This is a genomic window from Billgrantia lactosivorans (assembly GCF_003254665.1).
Taxonomy (GTDB): Bacteria; Pseudomonadota; Gammaproteobacteria; order Pseudomonadales; family Halomonadaceae; genus Halomonas; species Halomonas lactosivorans.
Window position 1 is genome coordinate 430,571 of sequence record NZ_QHGY01000001.1, and the last position, 22,946, is coordinate 453,516.

Sequence of the window (22,946 nt, forward strand, 5' to 3'; positions counted from 1 at the left end):
GTCGGAACCAATATACTATATGCACATATTATTATTTAATAAATCACGTAAAATGCACACATCTGAACCCAAGCTCAGGGATGTGAAAACGCGTTGCATAAGGCGCCGCAGCAACCGGACCGAGAAGAGCCGCGATGTCACGCATGTGCTAAGCAGAACCGTTGCCGGGGTGAGTAACCCGCCGGGCCGAACCACGAATTCCAGGGACGCTACCGCCCTGCTGGCAGAATGGATGACATTTCCCATCATCCCTAATGCGGCATCCCTGAGTACGTCTTGGTTACGTAAGCCGTCTTCTGCGGCTTTTTTCTCAACGTAACCGAGAGAAACGTTGAGGGCAACGCCAACCAAAGCACGACACCAAGGCAGCACCATTGGCGCAAGCGCATCCGCCATCAGCTTGACCTAGATCAAACATCTCGCTGCCTACGCCTAGGCCGGCTAGTGAGTATTAGATTTCTCATGCATATTGGATCATTACAAACGATAAATAGGGTCGTCCGTGCTCCCTCTGCCCACTTTGTTTCGACAGCCGTTGCCCTACTCCCATCTGCCATTGGCGTGCCTGCTGTGTCTCGCCAGCCTGTTCGCCTGGGCGGATGAGCACGTAGCGGTCGAGCCCAGCGCCGAGTTGTTGGCTTCCCTGCACCAGGGCGGCTACGTGTTCTACATGCGCCATGGGCCGACTGATACGACACTTCCCGATCGGGTGCCGGTCGACTTCGACGACTGTACTACCCAGCGGCCCCTGAGCGACGAAGGCCGTGAACTCATGGCCACTGTCGCCGAGCACATGGCGCGGCACGCTTGGCCCATCGAGGATCCCGTTCTCGTCTCGCCCTTCTGCCGAACGCAGGAGACCGCTCGGATCCTGTTCCCGAACAAGCCCCAGCAGATCGACGAGCTGCTGCGCTATACCGCCGCGATGACGGACGACGAGAAGCGACCGGTCATCGAGCATACCGGCAAGGCTCTCTCACTACCGGTCGAGGGCAGCGCCAACCGCATGATCGTGGCCCATGGCCCCAACCTCGCCGACTTGATGGATTACTTCCCAGCCGAAGGCACCCTGGTGATCTTCTCGCCGCTGGGTAAGGCGGGTTATCTCTACCGTGCCAGCATTCCACCGGAGCTGTGGCCATCGCTGGCCTCCCAAGCACCGTAAGGTTGCCCATGAAGTCGAACCGACCGCTCATCTGGATCTTTCTTCTGCCCACTCTGGTGGTGCTGATCCCTGCCCTGCTGTTCGGACTTGCCGCGGTGCAGGTGCTCAAGGAAAGGATGACTCAGAACCACTCCATACAGTCGGCGGACATGGCCGCCCTGCTGCAGGCCGCCAACTACTCCCAGAGCCTGGGCGAGCTACATCAGGGCGTAGTGGACATGCTGCAGCAGGCCGACCGGGGCGAGCTGTCGGCGCTTGCCAGCTATCGGCTGCATTCGAGCTTCGTCAACGAGCTTGCCACCCTGGGCGGGCAGATACAGACATTGACCGAAACGCCGCTGATGATCGATTTGAACCACGGCAGTGCCCAAAATTTGCTCGAAGCCTTCGAGGGCTATCGGCGCTTCATCATCATGGCCGGCGACATCGCTACCGTGGATGCCACCCGAGCCCGACATTACCTGGACGAGGCACAGCATGAATTCCTGCGCTTCTCCATGCTCACGGGGCACCTTTCGTCCAAGCTGGCGCGGCGAAGCGGCGAGCGCACCAGCGATGCCTATCAGGACACTCTTGGGCACTTCAACACGCTGCTACTGTTTGGCGGGGCGATCCTGGCACTGATGCTGGTCGCCGCCTTTTACTCCGCCCGGATCCTGAATCGTCACCTGCTGATCATCGCCGAAGGGCTGCTCGCGCTTTCCCATCCCCACCGTGAGGTTCCCGAGCTGCCGCGAGTTCAGCGTCTTGCCGAGATGGGGCGGGGTCAGTTGCAGCAGCTTGCCCTGGCGGTGTTGCGGCTGCGTGAAAGCGAGGCACGTCGACTGGTGGCCGAACGCAAGGCGCACCAGTTGGCCCACTTCGATGGCCTGACGGAACTGCCCAACTGGCGCATGATGAGCGAGCACCTGGCGCATTCGCTGATGCTGTGTCAGCGCAACGGCCAGCATGGGGCGCTGATCTACCTGGATCTCGATCTCTTCCAGCAGATCAACGACAGCTACGGCCATCGTACCGGCGACCGCTTGCTGCGCGAGGTTGCCCAGCGGCTGCGCACCTTCCAGCAGGAGGGGTGTATGGTAGGGCGGCTGGGCGGTGATGAGTTTCTCCTCATCATCGACTCCCTGCCCAAGCAGCCGGACAAGGCGGCCAATCTGGCGGAAGAGCTGGCCGACCGAATCCGGATCGTCGTGGCCGAGCCCTACTCCATCGACGGGATTCAGCACTTCCTCTCGGCAAGCCAGGGCGTGGCGATGTTCGACGGCTCGAGCGACGTCGAGACCCTGTTCAAGCTGGCAGATGCCGCCTGTCACCATGCCAAGCTGGCCGGTCGCGACACCATTTGCTTCCATGACGATGCCACCCAGGCCGTCATGGAAGCGCGCAACGAAACCAGGCGCGATCTGCGCTTGGCCCTGCAGCGTGGCGAGTTCCGACTCGTCTATCAGCTTCAGTACGACGCGGATCATCGGCCGCTGGGGGCCGAGGCGCTGATCCGCTGGCAGCACCCGTCTCGCGGCATGGTGTCGCCGGCGGAGTTCATCCCGCTGGCTGAGGAGAGTGGCCTGATCGTGCCCCTCGGCGATTGGGTGCTGGAACAGGCGTGTCGGCAACTGGTGGCCTGGCAGCAGCAAGCGGCTACGGCACATCTGACCCTGGCCGTGAACGTCAGCGCCCGACAGTTCAAGGAGCCGGATTTCGTCGAGCGTATCCAGCGGGTACTCCCCGCCACTGGAGCCGATCCCCACCGTTTGAAACTGGAGCTGACGGAGAGCAGCCTGCTGGACGACGTCGAGGCCGGAATCGACAAGATGCGGCGATTGAAGCGTCTCGGCATCAGGTTCGCCCTGGACGACTTCGGCACCGGCTACTCTTCGCTGCAGTACCTCAAACGGCTACCGCTGGACCAGATCAAGATCGACCAGAGTTTCGTCAACGACCTGCTGCTGAGCGGCGATGACATGGCCATCGTGCAAACCATCATCGCCATGGGGGTATCCCTGCAGCTCGAGGTAGTGGCTGAAGGCGTGGAAACCGCCCACCAGCTCGGCTGGCTCGTCGAGGCGGGCTGTCATGTGTTCCAGGGCTATTACTTCTGCAAGCCGCTTCCTATCGACCAAATCGAGCTGCCACTAGCTCCAATCGCGGTGAGCTGAACCGGAATCTGGCCTCACGCTAGGCTCAAGCGCAGTCTGTTACGCAGCCAGAAACAGCAGAACAAGACCCAGCGCGGCGGGAACGGCTTGAATGAGGAGAATCTTCTTGTTCGCTGTCAGGCCCCCGTAGACCCCAGCGACGAAGACGCAAAGCAGGAAGAAGACTTTGATGGAGAATCCTGCCTGGCCAAGGGCAAGGCCCCAGAAGAGCCCCGCCGCCAGGAAACCGTTGTACAGGCCTTGGTTTGCCGCCAACGTCTTCGTCTGTACTGCGAAATCGGCGCTCAAGCCAAAGGCCCTTCTCCCTAGCGGCTTGTCCCAAAAGAACATCTCCAGGATGAGGATGTAGACGTGCAGGGCTGCGACAAGGAATACAACGATATTGGCGGCGATGGTAAGCACTCGGTGCTGCTCCGAAATGGGTAGGATTGACGTGGAAGTGACGCGGCTCGGCGGTATTTCAACTTAGATGACATCTAACCGTTCCGCTTGAGCCGCGACTTGGCCTAGAGCGCAGCGGAAGGGTAAGCCGTCGGACTCAAAGCGGTTGTCAGCCGTTCCCATCGAAGCGCACCCCGGCCTGGGGATCATAGAGAGGACAGCCGAATTCAGCCCCTAAATCGATAAGTCGGTTCATGTCCTCACCCCTCATACCGTAGCAGTCGACTCTAAAAAACTGCGGTGTGGTAAAGATCTGAAAAGCGCCCCGCCTCTCATTCTCCCAAGTTGTCTCATCTACCTGACGCCACCCATCGGCGAAGAGATCTTTTAAGCGTTCCAGCATCGCCCCAATCGGAAGCTCTTCAAGCCCTTCCACATGTTTGCCATCGCTCAATCTCTCGTAAACCACTTGATGTTCGAGGGCGATACCATCGTTGTACTTCCAAAAATTCAAGTCGTAGCTCATAGTTCTTCCTTAACGACTAAGGCAGAGTTCTGCAGCAATTTGCCACCACGAAACGGGGTAAAATTGTCCGTCAACAGCGCATTACTATGCATCCCTTCCCGCTGCATAAACCCAACTCTCTTTACCAGACTGTAGACAAGAGTACGAACATAGTTCGTTAATAGTTTTTGGATCGCAAATAGAATTACAAACTTTGAAACTTCTCTCTTGTTTCTTGCGGGCTTTTCCGGACCTGCTTGAGTCACTGGGCCAAGCCAGAGCGTTCAACGATCGTTGGATTCGGCACTACAAGAAGAACGGTCAAATCAGTCTTTGGGCCATGTGGCGCCCTAAGCACCCTCGGCATTAGCCGCGTAGGTGTGCAGAAACCTGGGGGCATTACACAAGCCCTTTACCCATGAAAATTGATGAGTCCGGGCATAGCCCAGAAAATTGCTGTGTCTCAGTGATGACGTTTGGAGCCTCCGAGCGAGTTAGTACCTCGTAGCCCAAGCGCTTGAAGAAATTATCAGCTGTGATTGTCAGAAGATAAAGCGTTTTTAGGCCAGAGCGAGTTGCCCACTCTTCAGAAAATGCTACAAGCTTCTGACCAAGACCGTTTCCTCGATGGGTTGCAGAAATAGCGAGCGAGCGAAGTAGCCCATAATCACCGCATACCTCAACCCCTATGACGCCCAGTAGCTCACTTTGATGACGAAAACCAAAGAAACAAACGCCACCATCATCCCGCAAATCAGCAACTGGCAGGTCACAAGCAACCAAGAGATCCCTAACTTCTTGGCTGTAGGCAATTTTCTCCATGAACTCTCCTTGATCGCCAACCTCACCAACACGTGAAGATGTGTAGTGAAGGTGCAACCGCGGCGAAAAATCTATAGCCGTGCTTGGCCATGCAAACTGTCTAGAGCATTTTTAAAACATCGAACTCTTGGGTCACTCAAGACTGGTCCTTTCAGTATCAGAACGTGAGCATTCACATGCTCACGATACGAAGCATAATCTCCCACAACCTCGTGAGGAATCAACAACGCTTCAAGGACATTGAAGTCCTCGTCGTAAATTATGGCCGCCAGAGCATCAAAGTCCTTCTCAGCGTACTTCCTGATAGCACTTAGCTGACGTGAATCATTTCTGGGGGTCACACGACGCCCCTTTATCTGAATACGCACACCATCCTTGGTGATGCCGTCATATCCCGCCATTGAGTTGGCCTGAAGCTCAAGACCCAAGGCCTCTGCCACCAGCCACTCTGTATAATCACCAAGCGGATTATTTTGAGTTCTGACCACACCCCGAACTCTGAGCTCATTGGTCGCGGCAGCCTGAAGCTGCAGAAGTTCTTTAATTGTCAGTTCACTGAGATGCATCTTCCCTCCCATTCGGCTAATGTCAGCCGAAACCTCGTACGGAAGCATGCCATAACGCGTCGGATTGAGCGTGGGCTTAGGCGTCACGGTATCTGGCAGCCGTTCTCTACGAAGCCAGGACAGACCTGAGAAAGGCGCTCCTCACGCCGGGCTGTCAGGACAAGCCGGAACCCTTGCGAGCGCAACTCCTTAGCGACGGCAAGCCCGATACCGCTGCTGCCACCGGTGATGGCCGCTACCTTCTCAGATGAATCATATACAGACATGAGTATTCCAGTAGCTTTAGCTCTCTGCACAAAAGTGATTGGACTAAACGTCCTGATATTGGATGAACACGCGTGCGCGTTCAACAATGTTATCGCGCACGTTCTCGCCCCCCCCCTAACCTATTGATCTCACGTACCTAAATATAGCTCGACCACCTATGCAGAATTCGCACACGCGCGCTTTCCCGGAATCAATATACTGCATGCACATATTCTTATACAGAGAAGCCAAGTATGGAGGCACACACATGCCCTAAAACTCATTGATAAGGTAAAGGCGACCATTCGCGTAAATCACTACGACCCCGGCCCAGGAAGTTCTACGGTGCAGAGACATGTGCTGGGCAAAGGCTTGCCGAGATGCCAAGCCCGTTGGGGTGAACCATAAATTTCAGGGACGCTACCGCCCTGCTGGCAAAATGGATGACGCTTACCATCATCCCTAATGCGGCATCCCTGAGTACGTCTTGGTTACTTAGCCATCTTCTGTAGCTTTTTACCCACCGTAACCAAGCGAAACGTTGAGGGCAACGCTTACGCGAGCCTTGTCCCTCATCTCTCTCGCCTTATCCCACAGCTCCAGCCCTCTCCCACCCAGCCTACGACGTTAGTCGCAACCCACCTGTCCAATCGGTCAAATATCTTCTAGGCTGTAGCCGAACATGCCTGACCAAACGGTCAGGCATGTCGCTGCCGCAACCTACAACGCTTATTCGACAACGCCACCCAACAACAACGGACACATGCTATGGAACCGACCTCCTCCACCCTGGCCGGCAAGGCAGAAGGCCAGTCCCTCGGGCAGGCCACCGGCAAGGCCCACTGGCTGGACAGCTACTTCGGCGTGAGCCGTCGCGGCTCGAGCCTCAAGACCGAGATACTCGCGGGTATCGCCACTTTCCTGGCCTCGATGTACATCATCGTGGTCAACCCGGCGATCCTCTCCGACGCCGGCATCCCCTTCTCCGCGGCGCTTTCCGCCACCGTGCTGATCAGTTTCATGAGCAGCCTGGCGATGGGGCTGTATGCCCGCAACCCGATTCTGGTGGCACCGGGCATGGGCATGAACGCGCTGTTCACCTATACCCTGGTGCTGGGCGCCGGGCTGTCGTGGGAGGTGGCGCTGGGCTGCGTGTTCTGGTCCGGCGTGCTGTTCGCCACCCTGGCGATGTTCAACGTGCGCGAGGCGATCATCGAGGCCATTCCGCCCTCGCTGCGCTACGCCATCACTTGCGGCATCGGCCTGTTCATCACCTTCATCGGCTTCAAGAACGCCGGGTTCATCGTCGGCAGCGACGCCACCCTGGTCACGCTCGGCAGCATGGACGCCTCGCTGATCACCTTCTTCATCGGCATGATGGCCACCGCCATCCTGGTGATCATGCGCTTCAACGGCGCGCTGATCCTGGGCATCGCCCTGACCACCCTGCTGGCGACGCCCATGGGGCGCCTGTGGGGCGGCGACGTGGTGGTGGAGTGGAGCGGCCTGGCCGCCTGGCCCGACTTCAGCGCGGTGATGCAGGTGGATATCTGGGGCGCGCTCAAGGTCGCCTACCTGCCGTTCATCTTCGTCATGCTGTTCACCAACTTCTTCGACGCGCTCTCCTGCTTCATGGCGCTCTCGGAGTCGGCGGGCCTCAAGGACAAGAACGGCAACCCACGCAACCTCAAGCGCTCGATGACCGTGGATGCCTTCGCCTCGATGATCGCCGCACCGCTCGGCACCAGCGCCGCGCAGACCTTCATCGAGTCCGGCGCCGGCGTGGCCCAGGGCGGCCGTACCGGGCTGGTGGCGGTGACCATCGCCTTCCTGTTCCTGCCGTTCCTGTTCCTCTCGCCACTGCTGTCGCTGGTGCCCGGTATCGCCACGGCGCCGGCGCTGGTGCTGGTCGGGCTGTTCATGCTGGCGCCGATCAGCAAGATCGACTGGTCCCGGTTCGAGCAGGCCTTCCCGGCCTTCCTGGCGATCATCCTGATGCCGCTGACCTACTCGATCACGCTGGGCATCGCCTTCGGTTTCCTGAGCTTCGTGCTGATCAAGCTGGCCACCGGCAAGCTCTACGACATCAAGCCGGCGATGTGGGTCTCCGCCGCGCTCAGCGTGGTGATGCTGGTCACTACTCAATAAGCCACGCCGCCAGCAGGCGCCGGCCGCACGGGCGGCGCCTGCTAGCAGCGGTGCGCAGAGGCATCGTACAGCCGCAAGAGTACCAGCACCGCCAACGCACCCGCATAGAGACTCGGCCACAGGTAGTCCGCTCGGGTCAGGATCCAGAAGTGGGTTACCCCCAAGCCTGCTGCGACGTAAACCAGCCGATGCAGCCAGTGCCAGGCCGTCCAGCCCATGGCCCGGCGCACGCGCCCGAACGAGGTGACGGCCAGCGGTGCCAGCAGCAGCAGCGCGGCCACGCCGTAGCGAATGTAGGGTAGCTCGATCATCTCACGGCGTATCCAGGGCCAGTCCCAGTACTGATCCAGCCCCATCCACGCCAGCATGTGCGCCAGCAGCCAGAAGAAGGCCCACAGGCCGATCTGGCGGCGGGCAACCATGAAGCCGACCCAGCCGGTAAAGCGAAACGCCGGACTGAACGCAAGGGTCACCATCAACAGGCTCAGGCCTACCCTGCCGGTGACGTGAACCACTGCCTCGCTGGGCACCGCCCCGAGGTTGCCGCAGAACCATTGCCACGCAAGCCAGCCAGCCGGCATGCTGCAGGCCATCAGTACCAGCAGGCGAAAGACGTAGATGGGGGCATGATGTTTCACTGCGTCCCTTGCCCTTGTCGGTGAGAATCGATAGCGCATCGCTCAATAATGCCGCTGCAGGTCCATGCCGGCATAAAGGTGGGCGACCTCTTCGGCATAGCCGTTGAACATCAACGTCTCGCGTCGCCCGTTCTCGCCGATTCGCCGTTCTCGCGCCTGGGACCAGCGCGGGTGCTCCACCGCCGGATTGACGTTGGCATAGAAGCCGTACTCCTCCGGATTTCGTTCTTCCCAGGAAGTCAGCGGGCGCTTCTCCACCAGCGCGATCCGCACGATCGACTTGATGCTCTTGAAGCCATATTTCCATGGCACCACCAGGCGAATCGGAGCGCCGTTCTGGTTGGGCAGCGTCTCGCCATATAGCCCCACCGCCAGCAGCGTCAGCGGATGCATCGCCTCGTCGATACGCAGCACCTCGCGATAGGGCCAGTCGAGGATAGCGCGTCGCTGACCGCGTAGATTGTCGGGATCATGGATCGATTCGAACACCACGTAGCGGGCGCGGGATGTCGGCTGGTGGCGCTTTAGCAGGTCCGCCAGCGGGAAGCCGACCCAGGGAATCACCATGGACCACGCCTCGACGCAGCGCAGCCGATAGAGGCGCTCCTCGAGCGTCTGTCCCGAGAGAACGTCTTCGAGGGGGAAAGTGCCCGGCTTGTCGATCTCACCTTCGATAGTGAGCGACCAGGGGTCGGTCACCAATTGATGGGAAAATGTCTCCGGGTCACGCTTGCCGGTGCCGAATTCGTAGAAGTTGTTGTAGGTGGTGACGTCGCCGTGGGCGGTCGGCGCTTCTCCGCTGGCCAGGTCCCGGCTGGGTAGCTCAGTCGCCAGGCGCTGCTCCAGCAGCCCTTGCCAGGCATGGGACGATCGCGGCCAGAACAGCCCAGGCGAAGCCGCGACGGCCCCCAGGGCAACGCTGGCACGCAGGAAGCCTCGGCGTGCCTCGAACAACTCGCGGGGAGTCACCTCCGATTCCGGTATCGATGGGTAGCGTGGCATCGTTCAACTCGAGAAAGCGACGGATGAAATCACTCATACAAGCGCTTGAACGAGCCTTTGTCATCTACCAAGGAGCGGGAAATCACCAAAGCTTGACCCACCTCAACAAGTGCCTCATTCCGACTATTACGCTCGGTTGATATGGCTCAATTCACGGCAGTAACTTGAAGTTGCAAAAAAGGCAAAAAAACCGTCTCAAGCTTGCAACCAAGGGAACTCACCATGATCCATCTCGCTCTGGCCCGCCCCAGGTACCTCGCAGCCACCGTATCGCTGAGCGCTGTCTTCGCAGCAGCCGGCGTGGCCGCCGACGACGGCTTCGGCGACTATCGAGACCGCTTCGAGCCGCTGCCCCACCTGCCACCCATCCCGACGGAGAACAGCCTGACGCGGGAGAAGGTGGAGCTTGGCAAAGTGCTGTTCTTCGAACCGCGCATTTCCTCCAGTGGCGTGATCAGCTGTGCCACCTGCCACAACCCCGCTCTGGGCTGGAGCGATCGCATTCCCCGTGCCACCGGCCACGATGGCCAGATCGGCGAGCGCAACACTCCCACGGTACTCAACTCCGGTTTCCTCGATGCCCAGTTCTGGGACGGCCGCGAGCCTGACCTGGAGGGACAGGCGCTGGGTCCCATCCAGGCCTCGATCGAAATGGCCATGGACCTCGAAGTGGCCCTGGAACGCCTGAATGAATTCGAGTTCTACCAGCAGAAGTTCTCAGAGGCCTACCCCGACGACGACCAGCCGATCAGCGAAGAGAACCTGGCCAAGGCAATCGCCAGCTTCGAGCGAACGCTCAATACACCGAACGCTCCTTTCGATCGCTACCTGCGCGGTGACTTGGATGCGCTCACCCAGCAGCAGAAGGACGGCATGGCGGCCTTCGTCGACAATGGTTGCATCGCCTGCCACAGTGGCCCGGCGTTCACCGACAGCAACTTCTACGCCATCCAGGTACCCGGCTCCACCGACGTGGGCCGTTATGAAGTCACCGGCAACGACGGCGACATGCACAAGTTCCGTACGCCCACGCTGCGCAACGTCGGGGTGACCTATCCATACATGAACAACGGGGCGACCGAGACCCTCGAGGAAGCCGTGGCAATCATGGGCAAGGAGATGCTCAACCGGGAATTCGACGACGAGATAATCGCCGACATCACCGCCTTCCTGCACAGCCTGACCGGCGAGATGCCCGACTTCGAGGTACCCGCCCTGCCCTGAGCGGGCCCGGTCGTCGCCAGGTGCGATGCCAGCTCGGTCGTAGGAACCACCCCCGGCCCAGGCCGGGGGTCTGCGTACTGCCTCAGACGCTCTCGGCCAGCCGCCGATGCAGTTCGAGACGGCGCGAGTCGCTCATGAAGGCGGATTCGATGGCGGTGCCGGCGAGCTGGATGAAGGTCTCGCGCGACCAGCCGAACGCCTCGTGGCAGGCCACGAAGTTGTCCAGCATGCCGCCGCCGAAATAGGCCGGATCGTCGGAGTTGAGCGTCAGGCGCAGGCCGGCATCGAGCAGTTGGGGCAAGGGGTGCTCCTCGATATGCTCCACGACTTTCAAGCGCACGTTGGAGAGCGGGCAGACGGTGAGCACCACGCCCTGGTCGCGCAGCCGTGCGACCAGTGACGGGTCCTCCAGGCAGCGCACGCCGTGGTCGATGCGGCACACGTCGAGCAGGTCGAGCGCCTCGCGGATGTATTCGGCAGGACCCTCCTCGCCTGCATGAGCGACCCGGGGGATGCCCAGCATCTTCGCGCGCTGGAAGACCTCGGTGAACTTGGAGGGCGGATGGCCACGCTCGGCGCTGTCGAGCCCCACGGCATCGAGCATCTCCCAGTACGGCGCGGCGCTCTCCAGCACCTTCATCGCCTCGTCGGCGGGGCGGTCGCGCAGGAAGGCCATGATCAGCGCCGTGGACATGCCCAGCTCGCGCTCGGCCTCGCGCCGGGCCAGGCTGAGCCCCTCCATGACGACGTCGAGCTCGACGCCGCGCGCCAGGTGGGCCTGGGGGTCGAAGTGCATCTCGACGTGCACCACGCCCTCGGCGTGGGCGCGACGGAAGTAGTCCATGGCCAGGTCGTGGAAGTCCTCGGCTCGCTTGAGCACGCTCATGCCCTGGTAATAGAGCTCGAGAAACGAGGGGAGATCGTCGAAATCATAGGCGGCCCGCACCGCTTCGACCGAGTCGAAGGGCAGCGTGACGCCGTTGCGCCTGGCCAGAGCGAACATCAGCTCCGGCTCCAGTGAGCCCTCGATATGCAGGTGGAGTTCGGCCTTCGGCAGTCGCTTCAGGAAATCGCGCATGGAGCACCTCGTCGCCTTTATGTCCTTATCCTGATGGATACATGGAATTTGCGCAAACGGTCAATTGCCCCTCCACGAGACGCCGCTCCCGGCTGATGCTCGGCGGATCGAACGCCCCGCCGTCGAGCTGGTGCACCAGGTAGAGCACGCTGCGGCCCACCAGCCAGCGATCGAGCCGGGATGACAGCCGCGCGACGGTGGCGGCGTCCAATCCGGCGAACGGTTCGTCGAGAATGACCAGGCCCGGGTCGCGCAGCCACAGCCGGGCCAGCGCCAGGCGCCGCGCCTGGCCTCCCGAGAGCGCCCGCCCGCCTTCGCCCACCGCCGTGGCCAGCCCATGCGGAAGCGTGTCGCCCCACTCCGCCAGTCCGACCCAGTCGAGGGCCTGCCACAGCCGCGCGTCGCTGGCATCGGGTGCGGCCAGCCGCAGGTTGGTCGCCAGGCTGTCCTGAAACAGGTCGATGCGCTGGCCGAGGATGGCGACACGCTCGCGCAGCGAGCGCTCCGCGACCTGAGCGAGGGGCACGCCGCCTACCATTATGCTTCCATGGTCGGGCGGCAGGCGCCGGGTCAGCAGCGCCGCCACGCTGCTCTTACCGGCCCCGGAGGCGCCGGTCAGGGCCAGCCGCTCGCCCGGGCTCAGCTCGAGCTGGATATCCCGCAGCGCGGGCGTGAGCGCAGCGGGATAATGCAGCCCGATGTCTTCCAGGCGCACCGCCAACGGGCCGCCGGGCAGGCTGGCGTCTCCCTTCCCGAAGCCATTCCCGCTCGCCCGTTCCACCGCGTTGAGCCGCACGGCCGCGCCGCGGGTCGCCCCCAGTTGGGTGAACGGCCCCGGCAGCAGCGCCAACGCCTCGCCGACGGCCAGCACCGCGAGCGGCAGCATGACCATCACGGCGCCGCCGATCGAGCCCTGCTGCCAGGCCAGCGCGGCCAGCCACAGTGCCATCACCACGCCCAGGCCGACCACCAGGTTGACCAGGGCGCTGCCGAAGGCGGCCACCCTGCCCGTACGGCGCTGGTCGCGATACAGCCCCGCCTCGTACTGGCGAAGCCCGGCCCGATGCCAGGCCTGGCTGCCGTAGGCCTCGAGCTCGGCAAGGCCGGTCAGGTGCTCGATGGCCTGGCTGCGCAGGCGTTGCTGATGCTCGACCTGGCGCCGGCTGGCGGCCATGCCCAGCCACGCCTGCCCCGCCGTCAGCCAGGCCCAGGCGGGCAGCAGCAGCGCCAGCAGCGCCACACCGGCGAGCGGCACCCACAGCGCCACGAAGGCGGCGACCAGCACCACCGCCGCCAGCGCCACCAGCGGCGGTGCCAGCAGCCGCAGGTAGAGGCTGTCGAGGGTGTCGATGTCGGCGGTCAGCCGGTTGAGCCAGTCGCTGGCACGCTGCCGGGCCAGGCTGCGATCATCGAGCGCGGCCATGGCGGCGAACAGCCGACCGCGCAGGTCGGCGAGCAGGCGCAGCACGGTGTCGTGGTTGTAGAGTCGCTCCCCGTAGCGCGCCACGGTGCGGCTCAGGGCGAAGAAGCGTATCCCGCCGCCCGGCACGTAGACGTCGAGACTCACCGCCAACCCCATCGCCAGGCCCAGGCCGGTGAGCGCGCTGGCGGCGATGAACCAGCCCGACAGCGCCAGCAGGCCGATCGCCGAGAACAGCGTCAGCGCCAGCAGCAGCACGCCGATGACCAGCCGCCGCGGGCGACGGGCCAGCAGCCGCAGCCAGGGCGCCAGGGCGGCCCGCAGCGGTTCATCGCTCATCGGCACGCCCTCCTGCCGAGTGACACACGCGGCCCGCGTCGAGGGCCAGGCGCCGTTCCGCCATGGCCATCAGCGCGGGATGGTGGGTGGCGATGACCAGCGCCCGGCCCTCGCCGGCCAGCCGACGCAGCGACGCGACGACCCGCGCCTCGCTCGCCTCGTCGAGGCTGGCGGTGGGCTCGTCGAGCAGCACCAGCTCGGCGTCCGAGAGGAACACGCGGGCCAGCGCCAGGCGCTGCGCCTGGCCGCCCGACAGGCCCGAGCCACGCTCGCCAAGGCCGGTGTCGATCCCCCGGGGCAGCGCGGCCACCAGCTCGGCCAGCCCGGCCCGTTCGAGCGCCTGCTGCAGTTCGGCCTCGCTCGCCTGGGGCGCGGCCAGGCGCAGGTTGTCGGCCAGGCTGCCGTGGATCAGCAGCGGACGCTGATCCATCCAGGCGATACGCAGCGGCTCCCGCACGCGGCGTGCTCCCTGGTCCGGGGTCACGAAGCCCGCCAGCAGTTGCAGCAGCGCCGACTTGCCGGCCCCGGAGGGCCCGCTGACCACCAGCGTCTCGCCGGCGGTCACCGCGATGCTGAGCGGCCCCAGTACCTGGCCGCGCCCCGGGTGCGACAGGGTCACGCCCTCCAGGGCCAGCAGCCGCTCGTCGGAGGACGGCAGCGCTGCACCGCCGTCGGCCCGGCGCAGCGGCTCGGCGAGCAGTGCCAGCATGCCGTCGGCGGCGCCCAGCGCCGCGGCGCGGTCGTGGTAGTGCTGCGCCAGGCTGCGCAGCGGCTGGAAGAATTCCGGCGCCAGCAGCAGCACCAGCAGGCCGCTGAACAAGCTCAATTCCGCCGCGGGACCCAAGTCGATGTACCCCAGCAGGCCGAAGCCCACATAGATGGCGACCACGGCGATCGACACCGAGGCGAAGAACTCGAGCACCGCCGAGGAGAGGAAAGCCACCCGCAGCGTGCGCATGCTCAGGCGCCGGTAGCGATCCGCCGCCGCGTGGACTTCGATGCCGGCTTCGCGGGTACGATGAAAGAGCTGCAGCGTGGCGATGCCCCGCACGCGGTCGAGGAAGTGGCCCGAGAGCCGGCTGACGGCGGCGAACTGGTCGCGGTTCAGGCGCTCGGCGCCCATGCCCACCAGCGCCATGAACAGCGGGATCAGGGGCGCGGCCAGCAGCAGGAACAGCGCCGCCAGCCAGTCGAGCCACGCCACCACCAGCAGGATCAGCAGCGGGATCGCCACGCTCAGGCGCAGTTGCGGCAGGAAGCGGGCGAAATAGCCGTCGAGCGCCTCGACCTGCTCGACCAGCTGGCTGGCCAGGCCGGCCGAGTGGCGGGCGCCGGCCCGTACCGGCCCCATTGCGGCGAGGTGGTCCAGCAGTTCGCTGCGGATCGCCCGGCGTATGCGCAGGCTCGCCTCCTGGCCTGCCACCTCCTGCCCCCACTGGCACAGCGCCCTGGCCAGCAGCACGACGACCAGGGCGAGGAAGGCCCAGCCCAGCGCGCCGAGCGGCTCGCCCGCGACCAGCAGCCGGCTGACGATCCACGCCAGCAGGGCCATCTGGGCCACCGTCAGCGCGCCGACGGCGATTCCCGCCGCGGCCGCCAGGCCCAGCCAGTGGCGCTGGCCGGCGGCATGGGCGGCCAGCCAGCGCCTCGGTGTGGAGGCCGCGTGAGCGTCGGACGTCATGGGCTCAGTGGTAGCCCTCGCCGGCCCGCACCTTGCCGCGGAACACCCAGTAGGACCAGAAGGTATAGACCAGCACGAAGGGCAGCACGAAGAGCACGCCGATCAGCAGGAAGAGCTGGGATTCCGGGGCGGAGGCGGCATCCCAGATGGTGTAGTTGGGCGGCACGATCCACGGCCACTTGCTGACCACCAGGCCCAGGTAGGTGAACAGGAAGGTGCCCAGCGTGGCGATGAACGGCAGCACCTCGTGGCCGCGGCGCGACGCCCAGTACACCGTGAACATGCACAGCAGGGTCAACGCGGGCAGGACCCAGATCACGTGCAGGTGGCCGAACCACCGCTCCCACACGACGTCGTTCACCAGCGGCGTCCAGATGCTGATGATGCCGAAGATCACCAGCACGGCCAGCAGCAACGGCGTGGTCAACCGGTAGGCCCACTGCTGGATGTAGCCCTCCGACTTGAGAATCAGCCAGGTGGTGCCGAGTAGCGCGTAGCCGATCATGATGCCGATGCCGGTCAGCACGGTGAACGGCGTCAGCCAGTCGAACGCCCCCCCGACGTAGACCATGTCCTCGGTCTCGAACCCCTGGATGTAGGTACCCACCACGGCGCCCTGAGCGAAGGCCGCCACGGCGGAACCGCCGCTGAAGGCGAGGTTCCACAGCCGCCGGCCGCGCCGATCGCGACGCGACTTGAAGCGCAGCTCGAAGGCCACGCCGCGGAACACCAGCCCCGCCAGCATCAGGAACACGCCGATGTACAGGGCCGGCAGGAACACCGAGTAGACCAGCGGGAAGGCCGCCAGCAGCCCGGCGCCGCCGAGCACCAGCCAGGTCTCGTTGCCGTCCCATACCGGGGCGACGGAGTTCATCATCACGTCGCGGGCGTCCTCGTCCGGGGCGAACGGAAAGAGGATACCGAGCCCCAGGTCGAAGCCGTCCATCAGCACGTACATCATGATGCCGAAGCCGATGATCAGCGCCCAGATCAGCGACAGGTCGAACATTTCCATGATCAGGCTCCCTCTCTGGACGGGTCGTCGTCGAATGGGGTGTGGGTCGCCGACCAGGGCCGCTTGGGGGTCTCGAAGTCGTCGACCACCAGCTCCTCGTCCTTCGGCTGCATGCCGTAGCGGATCACGCGGGTGAGATAGTAGGTGCCGGCATAGAAGATCACGCCGTAGACCGCCATGTAGCCGAGCAGGGTAAACAGCGCCATGCCCCCCGTCAGCGACGGCGTGACGCCCTCCTCGTGGGTCATCATGCCGTAGACCAGCCACGGCGCCCGTCCCGACTCGGTGGTGATCCAGCCGGCCAGCACGGCGACGAAGGGCGTGACGGACATCAAGCGCAGCGTCTGCAGGAAGGGGCGCGAACGGTAGACCCGGCCGCCGCGGCGCAGGTAGAGCCCCGCCAGCGAGACGGCGATCATCAGCAGGCCGAGGCCGACCATCACGCGAAACGACCAGAACACGATCGCCACCGGCGGCTGCTCCTCGGGCGGCGCCTCGACGATGCCGGGTATCTCGCCGTCGAGCTCATGGGTCAGGATCAGGCTCGCCGCATAGGGGATGCCGATCTCGAAGCGGTTCTGCTGCGCCTCCTGGTCCGGCAGGGCAAAGACCAGGAACGGCGCGCCGCGCCGGGTCTCCCAGTTGCCCTCCATGGCGGAGAGCTTGACCGGCTGGTGCTCGAAGGTGTTGAGGCCGTGGAAGTCGCCCACCAGCGCCTGGGTGGGGGTCAGCACCAGCAGCATCCACAGGCACATCGAGAGCGCCTTGCGGTTGGCCTCGACGTCGCGCCCGATGAGCAGGTACCAGGCGCTCACCCCGGCCACCACGAAGCCGCCGGTGATGAACGAGGCCATGGCCATGTGGGCCAGGCGGAACGGGAACGAGGGGTTGAAGATCGCCTCGCTCCACGAGGTGACGCGGAAGGTGCCCTCGACCAGCTCGACTCCCGCCGGGGTGTGCATCCAGCTGTTGGCGGCCAGGATCCAGAAGGTGGAGATGAAGGTGCCCAGGGCGACCATGACGGCGGCGAACAGGTGGACGCCCTGGGGCACCCGGCCGCGCCCGAACAGCAGCACGCCGAGGAAGGCCGCCTCGAGGAAGAAGGCGGTCACCACCTCGTAGCTCAACAGCGGCCCGATGAAGTTGGCGCTGGCCTGGGAAAAGTTGCTCCAGTTGGTGCCGAACTGGAAGGACATCACGATGCCGGACACCACCCCCATGCCGAAGGCCACCGCAAAGACCCGGGTCCACAGCTGTGCCAGGCGGTCCCAGGCGGGATTGCGCGTCTTGTAGAACAGCCCGTGGAGCACGGCGATGTAGGACGCCAGGCCGATGGTGAAGACCGGAAAGATGGCGTGGAAGGAGACCACGAAGGCGAACTGCAATCGCGAAAGCAATACGGGATCAAGCTCCATGACGTACCTCTCGGTTGCGAAAGAGTCAACGTCTCAAGGGATGCGAAAGCACACGGGGTGCTGTTGTTGTGCTTCCGACCACGTCCTTCCTGGACATGGCGTGACGCATTTCACCTCGACACTCGGCTGAAGGTGTTCCAAGAGCCTAGAACAGCGCGGCCTGCAGGGCGGTGACACTTACAAAACCCTACACGCCACGACACTGTCCTGGATCAATACTCGTCACTGCCTTTTGTGCTTGCCGTCAGCCTACTAGAGGCTGGGCGCCGGGTCCCGGTTTCCTGCTGTGTCGGGATGTCGCAGCAGGGTGACCCGCCCTGGCTAGAGCGCCCCGGCACTGCGCAGGACCAGGTGCACCATGAAAACGGTATAACCGACGAACAGCGCCAGCAGCATCCCGCCCTCGAGCCGGTTGATGCGCCCGGGCCGCCCCTTCCAGCCGATCGCGAAGGCCGTCATCAACAGCGTCATGACGGTCATCAGGGTCCAGTCGCGCATCAGCACCTCGGTACCCGCCTCGATGGGATGGATGACCGCGGCCAGGCCCACCACGCCCAGCGTGTTGAACAGGTTGGAGCCGACCACGTTGCCCACCACCAGGTCGTGTTCGCCCTTGCGCAGGGCGCTGAAGGACGAGGCCAGCTCCGGCAGCGAGGTGCCGACGGCAACGATGGTCAGCCCGATGATCAGGTCGCTGACGCCGAAACCGACGGCGATCTCCACCGCGCCCCATACCAGCACCCGCGAGCTGAGCACCAGCAACAGCAGGCCGACGAAGGTCCAGATGACCCCGGCGCGCAGCGACATGGGGTGCGCCTGCAGGCTCTCCTCGGTCTCGTCACCCAGCGGGTCGGGACCGCTGCGCCGGGCCTGCCAGATGCTGTAGCCGACCATGACCGCCAGCAGCCCCAGCAGCAGCCCCCCTTCCGCTCGGCTAATCAGCCCGCCCCACATCAGCAGCGCCGAGAGCAGCGTCACTCCTACCAGCACGGGCAGCTCGCGGCGAATCACGCTGGAGTGCACCGTCAGCGGCGAGAGGATAGCCATCAGGCCCAGGATCAGGCCGATGTTGGCAATGTTGGAGCCGTAGCCGTTGCCCAGCGCCAGGCCCGGATTGCCCTGACCCGCCGCCAGCGAGGAAACCATCAGCTCCGGCGCCGAGGTGCCGAAGCCAATCACCAGCATGCCTACCAGCAAAGGCGACACGCCCAGACGTCGCGATGTCGCGGCCGCTCCGTCGACGAAGCGCTCGGCGCTCCACACCAGCAGCACGAGACCTGCCAACACGGCCAACAGGGGAAGTAACAAGGTCATCTCCTCGAGGAACATTCAGGGGCGAATGTTTGTATATGGTACGCGCGGCGTCAACATGCCACACTTCCCAGCAGCCGACACGGCTTTCCGATTACAGGACGAGGGCCGCCTCGCTCCATCAGCCTTCGAGTCGACTTATCAGTGCCCTACAGGTTTTCGCCCCCATCGCTCGTCCCGAGCGCTCCCCCCGTCGATCAGGCCCCGCCCGAGGCCCGTACCTCGCGCCGGCGCCTGCGCGCCTGCCACGAGTGCGACTGGCTGGTGGCACTGCCGCCGCTGCGCGGGGGCGAGCGGGCCGACTGTCCCCGCTGCGGGCACACCCTGGCGACACGCCACCACCGGCCCGCCCAGCGCAGCATGGCGCTGGCCATGGCGGCCATGGTGGCGCTGCTCCTGGCGATCTCGTTCCCCTTCGTCAGTTTCAGCAGCGGCGGGTTAGGCAACCGCATCGAGCTGACCCAGACGGCCACCACCCTGATCGGCTTCGACCAGCCGCTGGTGGCGATCGCGGTGATCATGACGATCGCCGTGCTGCCGGGGCTCTACCTGCTCGGCGTGATGTGGCTGCAGCTGGGCCTGATGCAGGGTCAGCCGCTGCCGGCCAGCCGCACCATCGCACGCTCCCTGTCCCACCTCCATCCCTGGATGATGGCCGACGTGTTCATCATTGGCGCGCTGGTGAGCCTGATCAAGGTGGCGGACCTGGCCCAGGTGGAACTCGGCCTGTCGTTCTGGGCCTTCTGTGCCTTCGCCCTGCTGCTGCTGTTCACCACCCAGTCGATCGACTCCGACTGGATGTGGTTCTCGCTCGCCGGCGAGCCGCTCGCCCCAGAGGGCGCCCGCACCGGCGCGACCGCGGCCGAGCAGGGCCTGGCCGGCTGCCCCACCTGCGGGCTGGTCAACCGCCTGGCGGAAAACGGTCGCGGATACTGCCGACGCTGCGGCGAGCGGCTGCACGCACGGCTGCCGCACAGTCTGCAGCGCACCTGGGCGCTGCTTGCCGCCTCCGCGCTCATGTACATCCCCGCCAACGTCTATCCGATCATGACCACCACGAGCCTCGGCCACAGCTCGCCCTCGACCATCATCGGCGGCGTGGTGGAGCTGATCCAGATGGGCTCCCTGCCGGTGGCCGCGGTGATCTTCATGGCCAGCGTCATCGTTCCGGTGGGCAAGCTGGTGGCCCTGGCCTGGCTCTGCCTGGTGGTCAAGCGCAGCAACGAGCTCAACGCCAGCAACCGGACGCGCCTGTACCGCCTGACCGAATTCATCGGCCGCTGGTCGATGGTGGACGTCTTCGTGGTCGCCATCCTGGTGGCACTGATTCGCGCCGGCACGCTGATGTCGATCACCCCCGGCCCCGCCGCCCTGGCATTCGCCGCCGTGGTGGTACTGACCATGCTGGCCGCCATGACCTTCGACCCCCGACTGATCTGGGACACGCCCCTGCCGCGTGACCGACACGACACGCAAGGAACCACCGGATGAGCGACACCCCTCGCGACAACGAGGCCCCCCGCGACCTGCACCGCGCCCGCGCCACGCCGCAGCGGCGCCTCTCGCCGATCTGGATCGTGCCCATCGTGGCCATGCTGATCGGGCTGTGGCTGGTCTACGACAACTACCGCAGCCGCGGCCCGTCGATCACCTTGACCATGAGCAGCGCGGAAGGCATCGAGGCCGGCAGCACACTGATCAAGACCCGCAACGTCGAGGTGGGCCGGGTGGAGCGGGTGCAGCTCTCCGAGGACATGTCGCAGGCCGAGATCACCGCGCGCATGTCCCCCGACACCGAGGCCATGCTGACCGAGGGCAGCCGCTTCTGGGTGGTCAAGCCGCGTATCGGTCGCGAGGGCATCAGCGGCCTGGGCACGGTGCTCTCCGGCGCCTACATCCAGCTCGAGCCGGGCGGCGGCGAACCCGGCGTGCGCGAATTCCAGGTCAGCGACCAGCCCCCCGTCGCCCCCGCCGATGCCGCCGGGATTCGCGTCAACCTGATCAGCCAGCTCGGCAACTCGCTGCGCTCGGGCGACCCGGTCACCTACCAGGGCTTCACCGTGGGACGCGTCGAGGAGGTCGACTTCGACCCAGAGTCCCGGCGCATGAACCAGCGAATCTTCATCGAGAGCCCCTACGATCGCCTGGTTACCGACGGCACCCGCTTCTGGTCGGCCAGCGGCATCGACCTGCGCCTCGACGCGGACGGCATTCGCGTCAACCTGGAGTCGATCGAGGCGCTGCTGGGGGGCGGCGTCACCTTCGGCGTTCCCGACGACCTGCCCCGCGGTCGTCAGGTCGAGGATGGCGCCACCTTCACTCTCTACCCCGACGAAGAGGAGGCTCGCCAGGGCACCTTCAATCGCTACCTCGAGTATGTCCTGCTGGTGGAGGACAGCGTACGCGGGCTCTCGCGCGGCGCCCCGGTGGAGTTCCGCGGGGTACGCATCGGTACCGTGGCCAGCGTGCCCTGGGAGTTCACCGCGACCCAGCCGGAGTCGCGCGGCGGCTTCGCCATCCCGGTGCTGATCCGCATCGAGCCGCAGCGCCTGGGGATCGAGAACCAGGAGGTCGACCTCGAGGAGTGGGACGAGCGCTTCCAGCGTCTCTTCGGGCGAGGCCTGCGCGCCTCGCTCAAGTCGGGCAACCTGCTCACCGGGGCGATGTTCGTCGACATCAACTTCTACCGCGACGAGGCCGACGACTATGTCGCGGAAAACTTCAGCGATCGCACCGTGTTCCCGACCACCTCGACCGGCTTCGCCCAGATCGAGTCCCAGGTGACTTCGCTACTCGAGAAACTCAATGCGCTCGAGATCGAACCGCTGCTGGCCGGCCTGGACCGCAACCTGAGCGCCTCCGAGGCCACCCTCACCGAGGTGCGCGAGCTGAGTAACTCGCTGCAGGCGCTGCTCGACGAGCCCGGCACCCGCAACCTGCCGAGCAATCTCAATGCCTCGCTGGAGGCACTGCAGGAGACCCTGGAGGGCCTGTCGCCGGAATCCAGCGGCTATCGCGAACTGACCGCCACCGCCGAACGGCTGGAGCGCCTGATGCGCGACCTGCAGCCGGTGACGCGCACGCTCAACGAGAACCCCAGGGCCCTGCTGTTCGACAGCCTCGATGCCGAGGACCCGACACCGCGGGCTCCGCGAAGCAACTGAGGAAGCCGGGCCCATGAATCGTTATGCTGATGCCACCGCGTCGAAGGAGAGCTGCATGAGACGGATGACCTGGGCTGCCCTGGTGGCAAGCCTGCTGTTGTTGGCCGGCTGCGCCTCGTCTTCGGCACCGGCCAACCGGTACATGCTGCCCGACGGCGGCAACGCGTCGCCCGGCGGCGCTGACGCCCCCGAGCATCTGCTGGTCGTCCAGCCGCCGCGCCTGGCGCACTACCTGGATACCGACGGCATCGTCCTGCAGCTCGACGACATCACGCTCAACGCCGCTCGCCAGCACCTCTGGGCAGAACCGCTGGGGCGCCAGCTGGAGCGCGGGCTGCGTGCCAGGCTCACCGAGCTCCTCCCCGACACCCGGGTCATGCGAGACGAAGCCAACCTTGGCCGCAGCGAAGCCCAGCGCCTGCGCCTCGAGGTCGACCGTTTCCAGGGTCGCCACGACGGCCTGGCCATTGCCAGCGGCCAGTGGCAGCTGCTGGCGCCCGATGGCCGGCTGCTGGCCATGGAGCGCTTCCAGGTGGAGACGGAACTCGAAGACGACGGCTATCCGGCACTGGTTCGCGCGCTCGGCAGCAGTTGGGACCGGGTGGCCGCCGAGATCGCCACGGGCATCCGCCAGGCACGTTGAGCCACGCCGTTGCTGCAACTTCGTGAT

The 22,946-nt window shown here is 64.5% G+C and carries 20 protein-coding genes; 7 read left to right on the forward strand and 13 right to left on the reverse strand.

The window, feature by feature from the left end; genetic code table 11:
* Positions 1 to 535 precede the first annotated feature (535 nt).
* On the forward strand, positions 536 to 1,165 hold the full coding sequence (locus DIS04_RS01860) for a histidine phosphatase family protein (protein WP_162623003.1): 630 nt from the start codon (positions 536 to 538) through the stop codon (positions 1,163 to 1,165).
* Positions 1,166 to 1,173: 8 nt separating this feature from the next.
* Positions 1,174 to 3,321 carry a putative bifunctional diguanylate cyclase/phosphodiesterase gene (locus DIS04_RS01865; RefSeq protein WP_111412018.1) on the forward strand — a complete coding sequence of 716 codons (2,148 nt, stop codon included), beginning with the start codon at positions 1,174 to 1,176 and terminating at the stop codon, positions 3,319 to 3,321.
* A gap of 39 nt (positions 3,322 to 3,360) precedes the next feature.
* Here DIS04_RS01865 and DIS04_RS01870 read toward each other — a convergent pair whose 3' ends face one another.
* The 5 genes from DIS04_RS01870 to DIS04_RS20915 form a co-directional block, all read right to left on the reverse strand.
* Positions 3,361 to 3,723, reverse strand: a complete 363-nt coding sequence (locus tag DIS04_RS01870) for a DUF1304 domain-containing protein (RefSeq protein ID WP_111412019.1) — start codon at positions 3,721 to 3,723, stop codon at positions 3,361 to 3,363.
* Positions 3,724 to 3,871: 148 nt separating this feature from the next.
* Positions 3,872 to 4,228, reverse strand: a complete 357-nt coding sequence (locus DIS04_RS01875) for a hypothetical protein (RefSeq protein WP_111412020.1) — start codon at positions 4,226 to 4,228, stop codon at positions 3,872 to 3,874.
* 378 nt (positions 4,229 to 4,606) lie between these two features.
* Positions 4,607 to 5,029 (reverse strand): arsenic resistance N-acetyltransferase ArsN2, encoded by a 423-nt coding sequence (gene arsN2 / locus DIS04_RS01880; protein ID WP_111412021.1) that lies wholly within the window; start codon positions 5,027 to 5,029, stop codon positions 4,607 to 4,609.
* A gap of 71 nt (positions 5,030 to 5,100) precedes the next feature.
* Positions 5,101 to 5,595: a DUF6998 domain-containing protein gene (locus tag DIS04_RS01885; RefSeq protein ID WP_111412740.1), complete on the reverse strand. Its 495-nt coding sequence runs from the start codon at positions 5,593 to 5,595 to the stop codon at positions 5,101 to 5,103.
* An 83-nt stretch (positions 5,596 to 5,678) separates the two neighbouring features.
* On the reverse strand, positions 5,679 to 5,861 hold the full coding sequence (locus DIS04_RS20915) for an SDR family NAD(P)-dependent oxidoreductase (RefSeq protein ID WP_111412022.1): 183 nt from the start codon (positions 5,859 to 5,861) through the stop codon (positions 5,679 to 5,681).
* Between the two features lie 748 nt (positions 5,862 to 6,609).
* Here DIS04_RS20915 and DIS04_RS01895 point away from each other — a divergent pair.
* Positions 6,610 to 7,989 carry an NCS2 family permease gene (locus DIS04_RS01895; RefSeq protein ID WP_111412023.1) on the forward strand — a complete coding sequence of 460 codons (1,380 nt, stop codon included), beginning with the start codon at positions 6,610 to 6,612 and terminating at the stop codon, positions 7,987 to 7,989.
* Positions 7,990 to 8,030: 41 nt separating this feature from the next.
* Here the strand turns inward: DIS04_RS01895 and DIS04_RS01900 are convergent, their stop codons facing one another.
* Positions 8,031 to 8,627, reverse strand: a complete 597-nt coding sequence (locus DIS04_RS01900) for a protein-methionine-sulfoxide reductase heme-binding subunit MsrQ (protein ID WP_245904454.1) — start codon at positions 8,625 to 8,627, stop codon at positions 8,031 to 8,033.
* Positions 8,628 to 8,669: 42 nt separating this feature from the next.
* Positions 8,670 to 9,629, reverse strand: a complete 960-nt coding sequence (gene msrP, locus DIS04_RS01905; RefSeq protein ID WP_111412025.1) for a protein-methionine-sulfoxide reductase catalytic subunit MsrP — start codon at positions 9,627 to 9,629, stop codon at positions 8,670 to 8,672.
* A 222-nt stretch (positions 9,630 to 9,851) separates the two neighbouring features.
* On the opposite strand from msrP, the gene DIS04_RS01910 reads away from it, so the two are divergent.
* Entirely contained in the window at positions 9,852 to 10,853 is a 1,002-nt protein-coding gene (locus tag DIS04_RS01910; RefSeq protein WP_111412026.1) for a cytochrome-c peroxidase, read from the forward strand.
* An 82-nt stretch (positions 10,854 to 10,935) separates the two neighbouring features.
* Here DIS04_RS01910 and DIS04_RS01915 read toward each other — a convergent pair whose 3' ends face one another.
* From DIS04_RS01915 to DIS04_RS01940, 6 genes are all read right to left on the reverse strand, one after another.
* Entirely contained in the window at positions 10,936 to 11,931 is a 996-nt protein-coding gene (locus DIS04_RS01915) for an adenosine deaminase (protein ID WP_111412027.1), read from the reverse strand.
* A gap of 25 nt (positions 11,932 to 11,956) precedes the next feature.
* The gene (gene cydC / locus DIS04_RS01920; RefSeq protein WP_111412028.1) at positions 11,957 to 13,690 is read right to left on the reverse strand and encodes a thiol reductant ABC exporter subunit CydC; all 1,734 of its coding nucleotides are present in this window, start codon (positions 13,688 to 13,690) and stop codon (positions 11,957 to 11,959) included.
* Positions 13,680 to 15,371 carry a thiol reductant ABC exporter subunit CydD gene (gene cydD / locus DIS04_RS01925; protein ID WP_111412029.1) on the reverse strand — a complete coding sequence of 564 codons (1,692 nt, stop codon included), beginning with the start codon at positions 15,369 to 15,371 and terminating at the stop codon, positions 13,680 to 13,682. Before cydD ends, cydC begins: the two co-directional genes overlap by 11 nt.
* Before the next feature lie 4 nt (positions 15,372 to 15,375).
* Complete coding sequence (gene cydB, locus DIS04_RS01930) at positions 15,376 to 16,386, reverse strand: cytochrome d ubiquinol oxidase subunit II (protein ID WP_111412030.1); 1,011 nt, start codon at positions 16,384 to 16,386, stop codon at positions 15,376 to 15,378.
* Between the two features lie 2 nt (positions 16,387 to 16,388).
* Entirely contained in the window at positions 16,389 to 17,801 is a 1,413-nt protein-coding gene (locus DIS04_RS01935) for a cytochrome ubiquinol oxidase subunit I (RefSeq protein ID WP_111412031.1), read from the reverse strand.
* Between the two features lie 321 nt (positions 17,802 to 18,122).
* Positions 18,123 to 19,109: a calcium/sodium antiporter gene (locus DIS04_RS01940; RefSeq protein ID WP_111412741.1), complete on the reverse strand. Its 987-nt coding sequence runs from the start codon at positions 19,107 to 19,109 to the stop codon at positions 18,123 to 18,125.
* 147 nt (positions 19,110 to 19,256) lie between these two features.
* Here DIS04_RS01940 and DIS04_RS01945 point away from each other — a divergent pair, with 147 nt between their 5' ends.
* Genes DIS04_RS01945 through DIS04_RS01955 form a run of 3 tightly spaced genes read left to right on the forward strand, consistent with a single transcriptional unit; the run spans position 19,257 to position 22,919 of the window.
* Positions 19,257 to 20,603 (forward strand): paraquat-inducible protein A, encoded by a 1,347-nt coding sequence (locus DIS04_RS01945; RefSeq protein WP_111412032.1) that lies wholly within the window; start codon positions 19,257 to 19,259, stop codon positions 20,601 to 20,603.
* A complete protein-coding gene (pqiB, locus tag DIS04_RS01950) occupies positions 20,600 to 22,276 on the forward strand; it encodes an intermembrane transport protein PqiB (protein ID WP_111412033.1) in 1,677 nt (558 codons plus the stop codon). Before DIS04_RS01945 ends, pqiB begins: the two co-directional genes overlap by 4 nt.
* A gap of 55 nt (positions 22,277 to 22,331) precedes the next feature.
* Positions 22,332 to 22,919 (forward strand): PqiC family protein, encoded by a 588-nt coding sequence (locus tag DIS04_RS01955; protein WP_111412034.1) that lies wholly within the window; start codon positions 22,332 to 22,334, stop codon positions 22,917 to 22,919.
* Positions 22,920 to 22,946 lie beyond the last annotated feature (27 nt).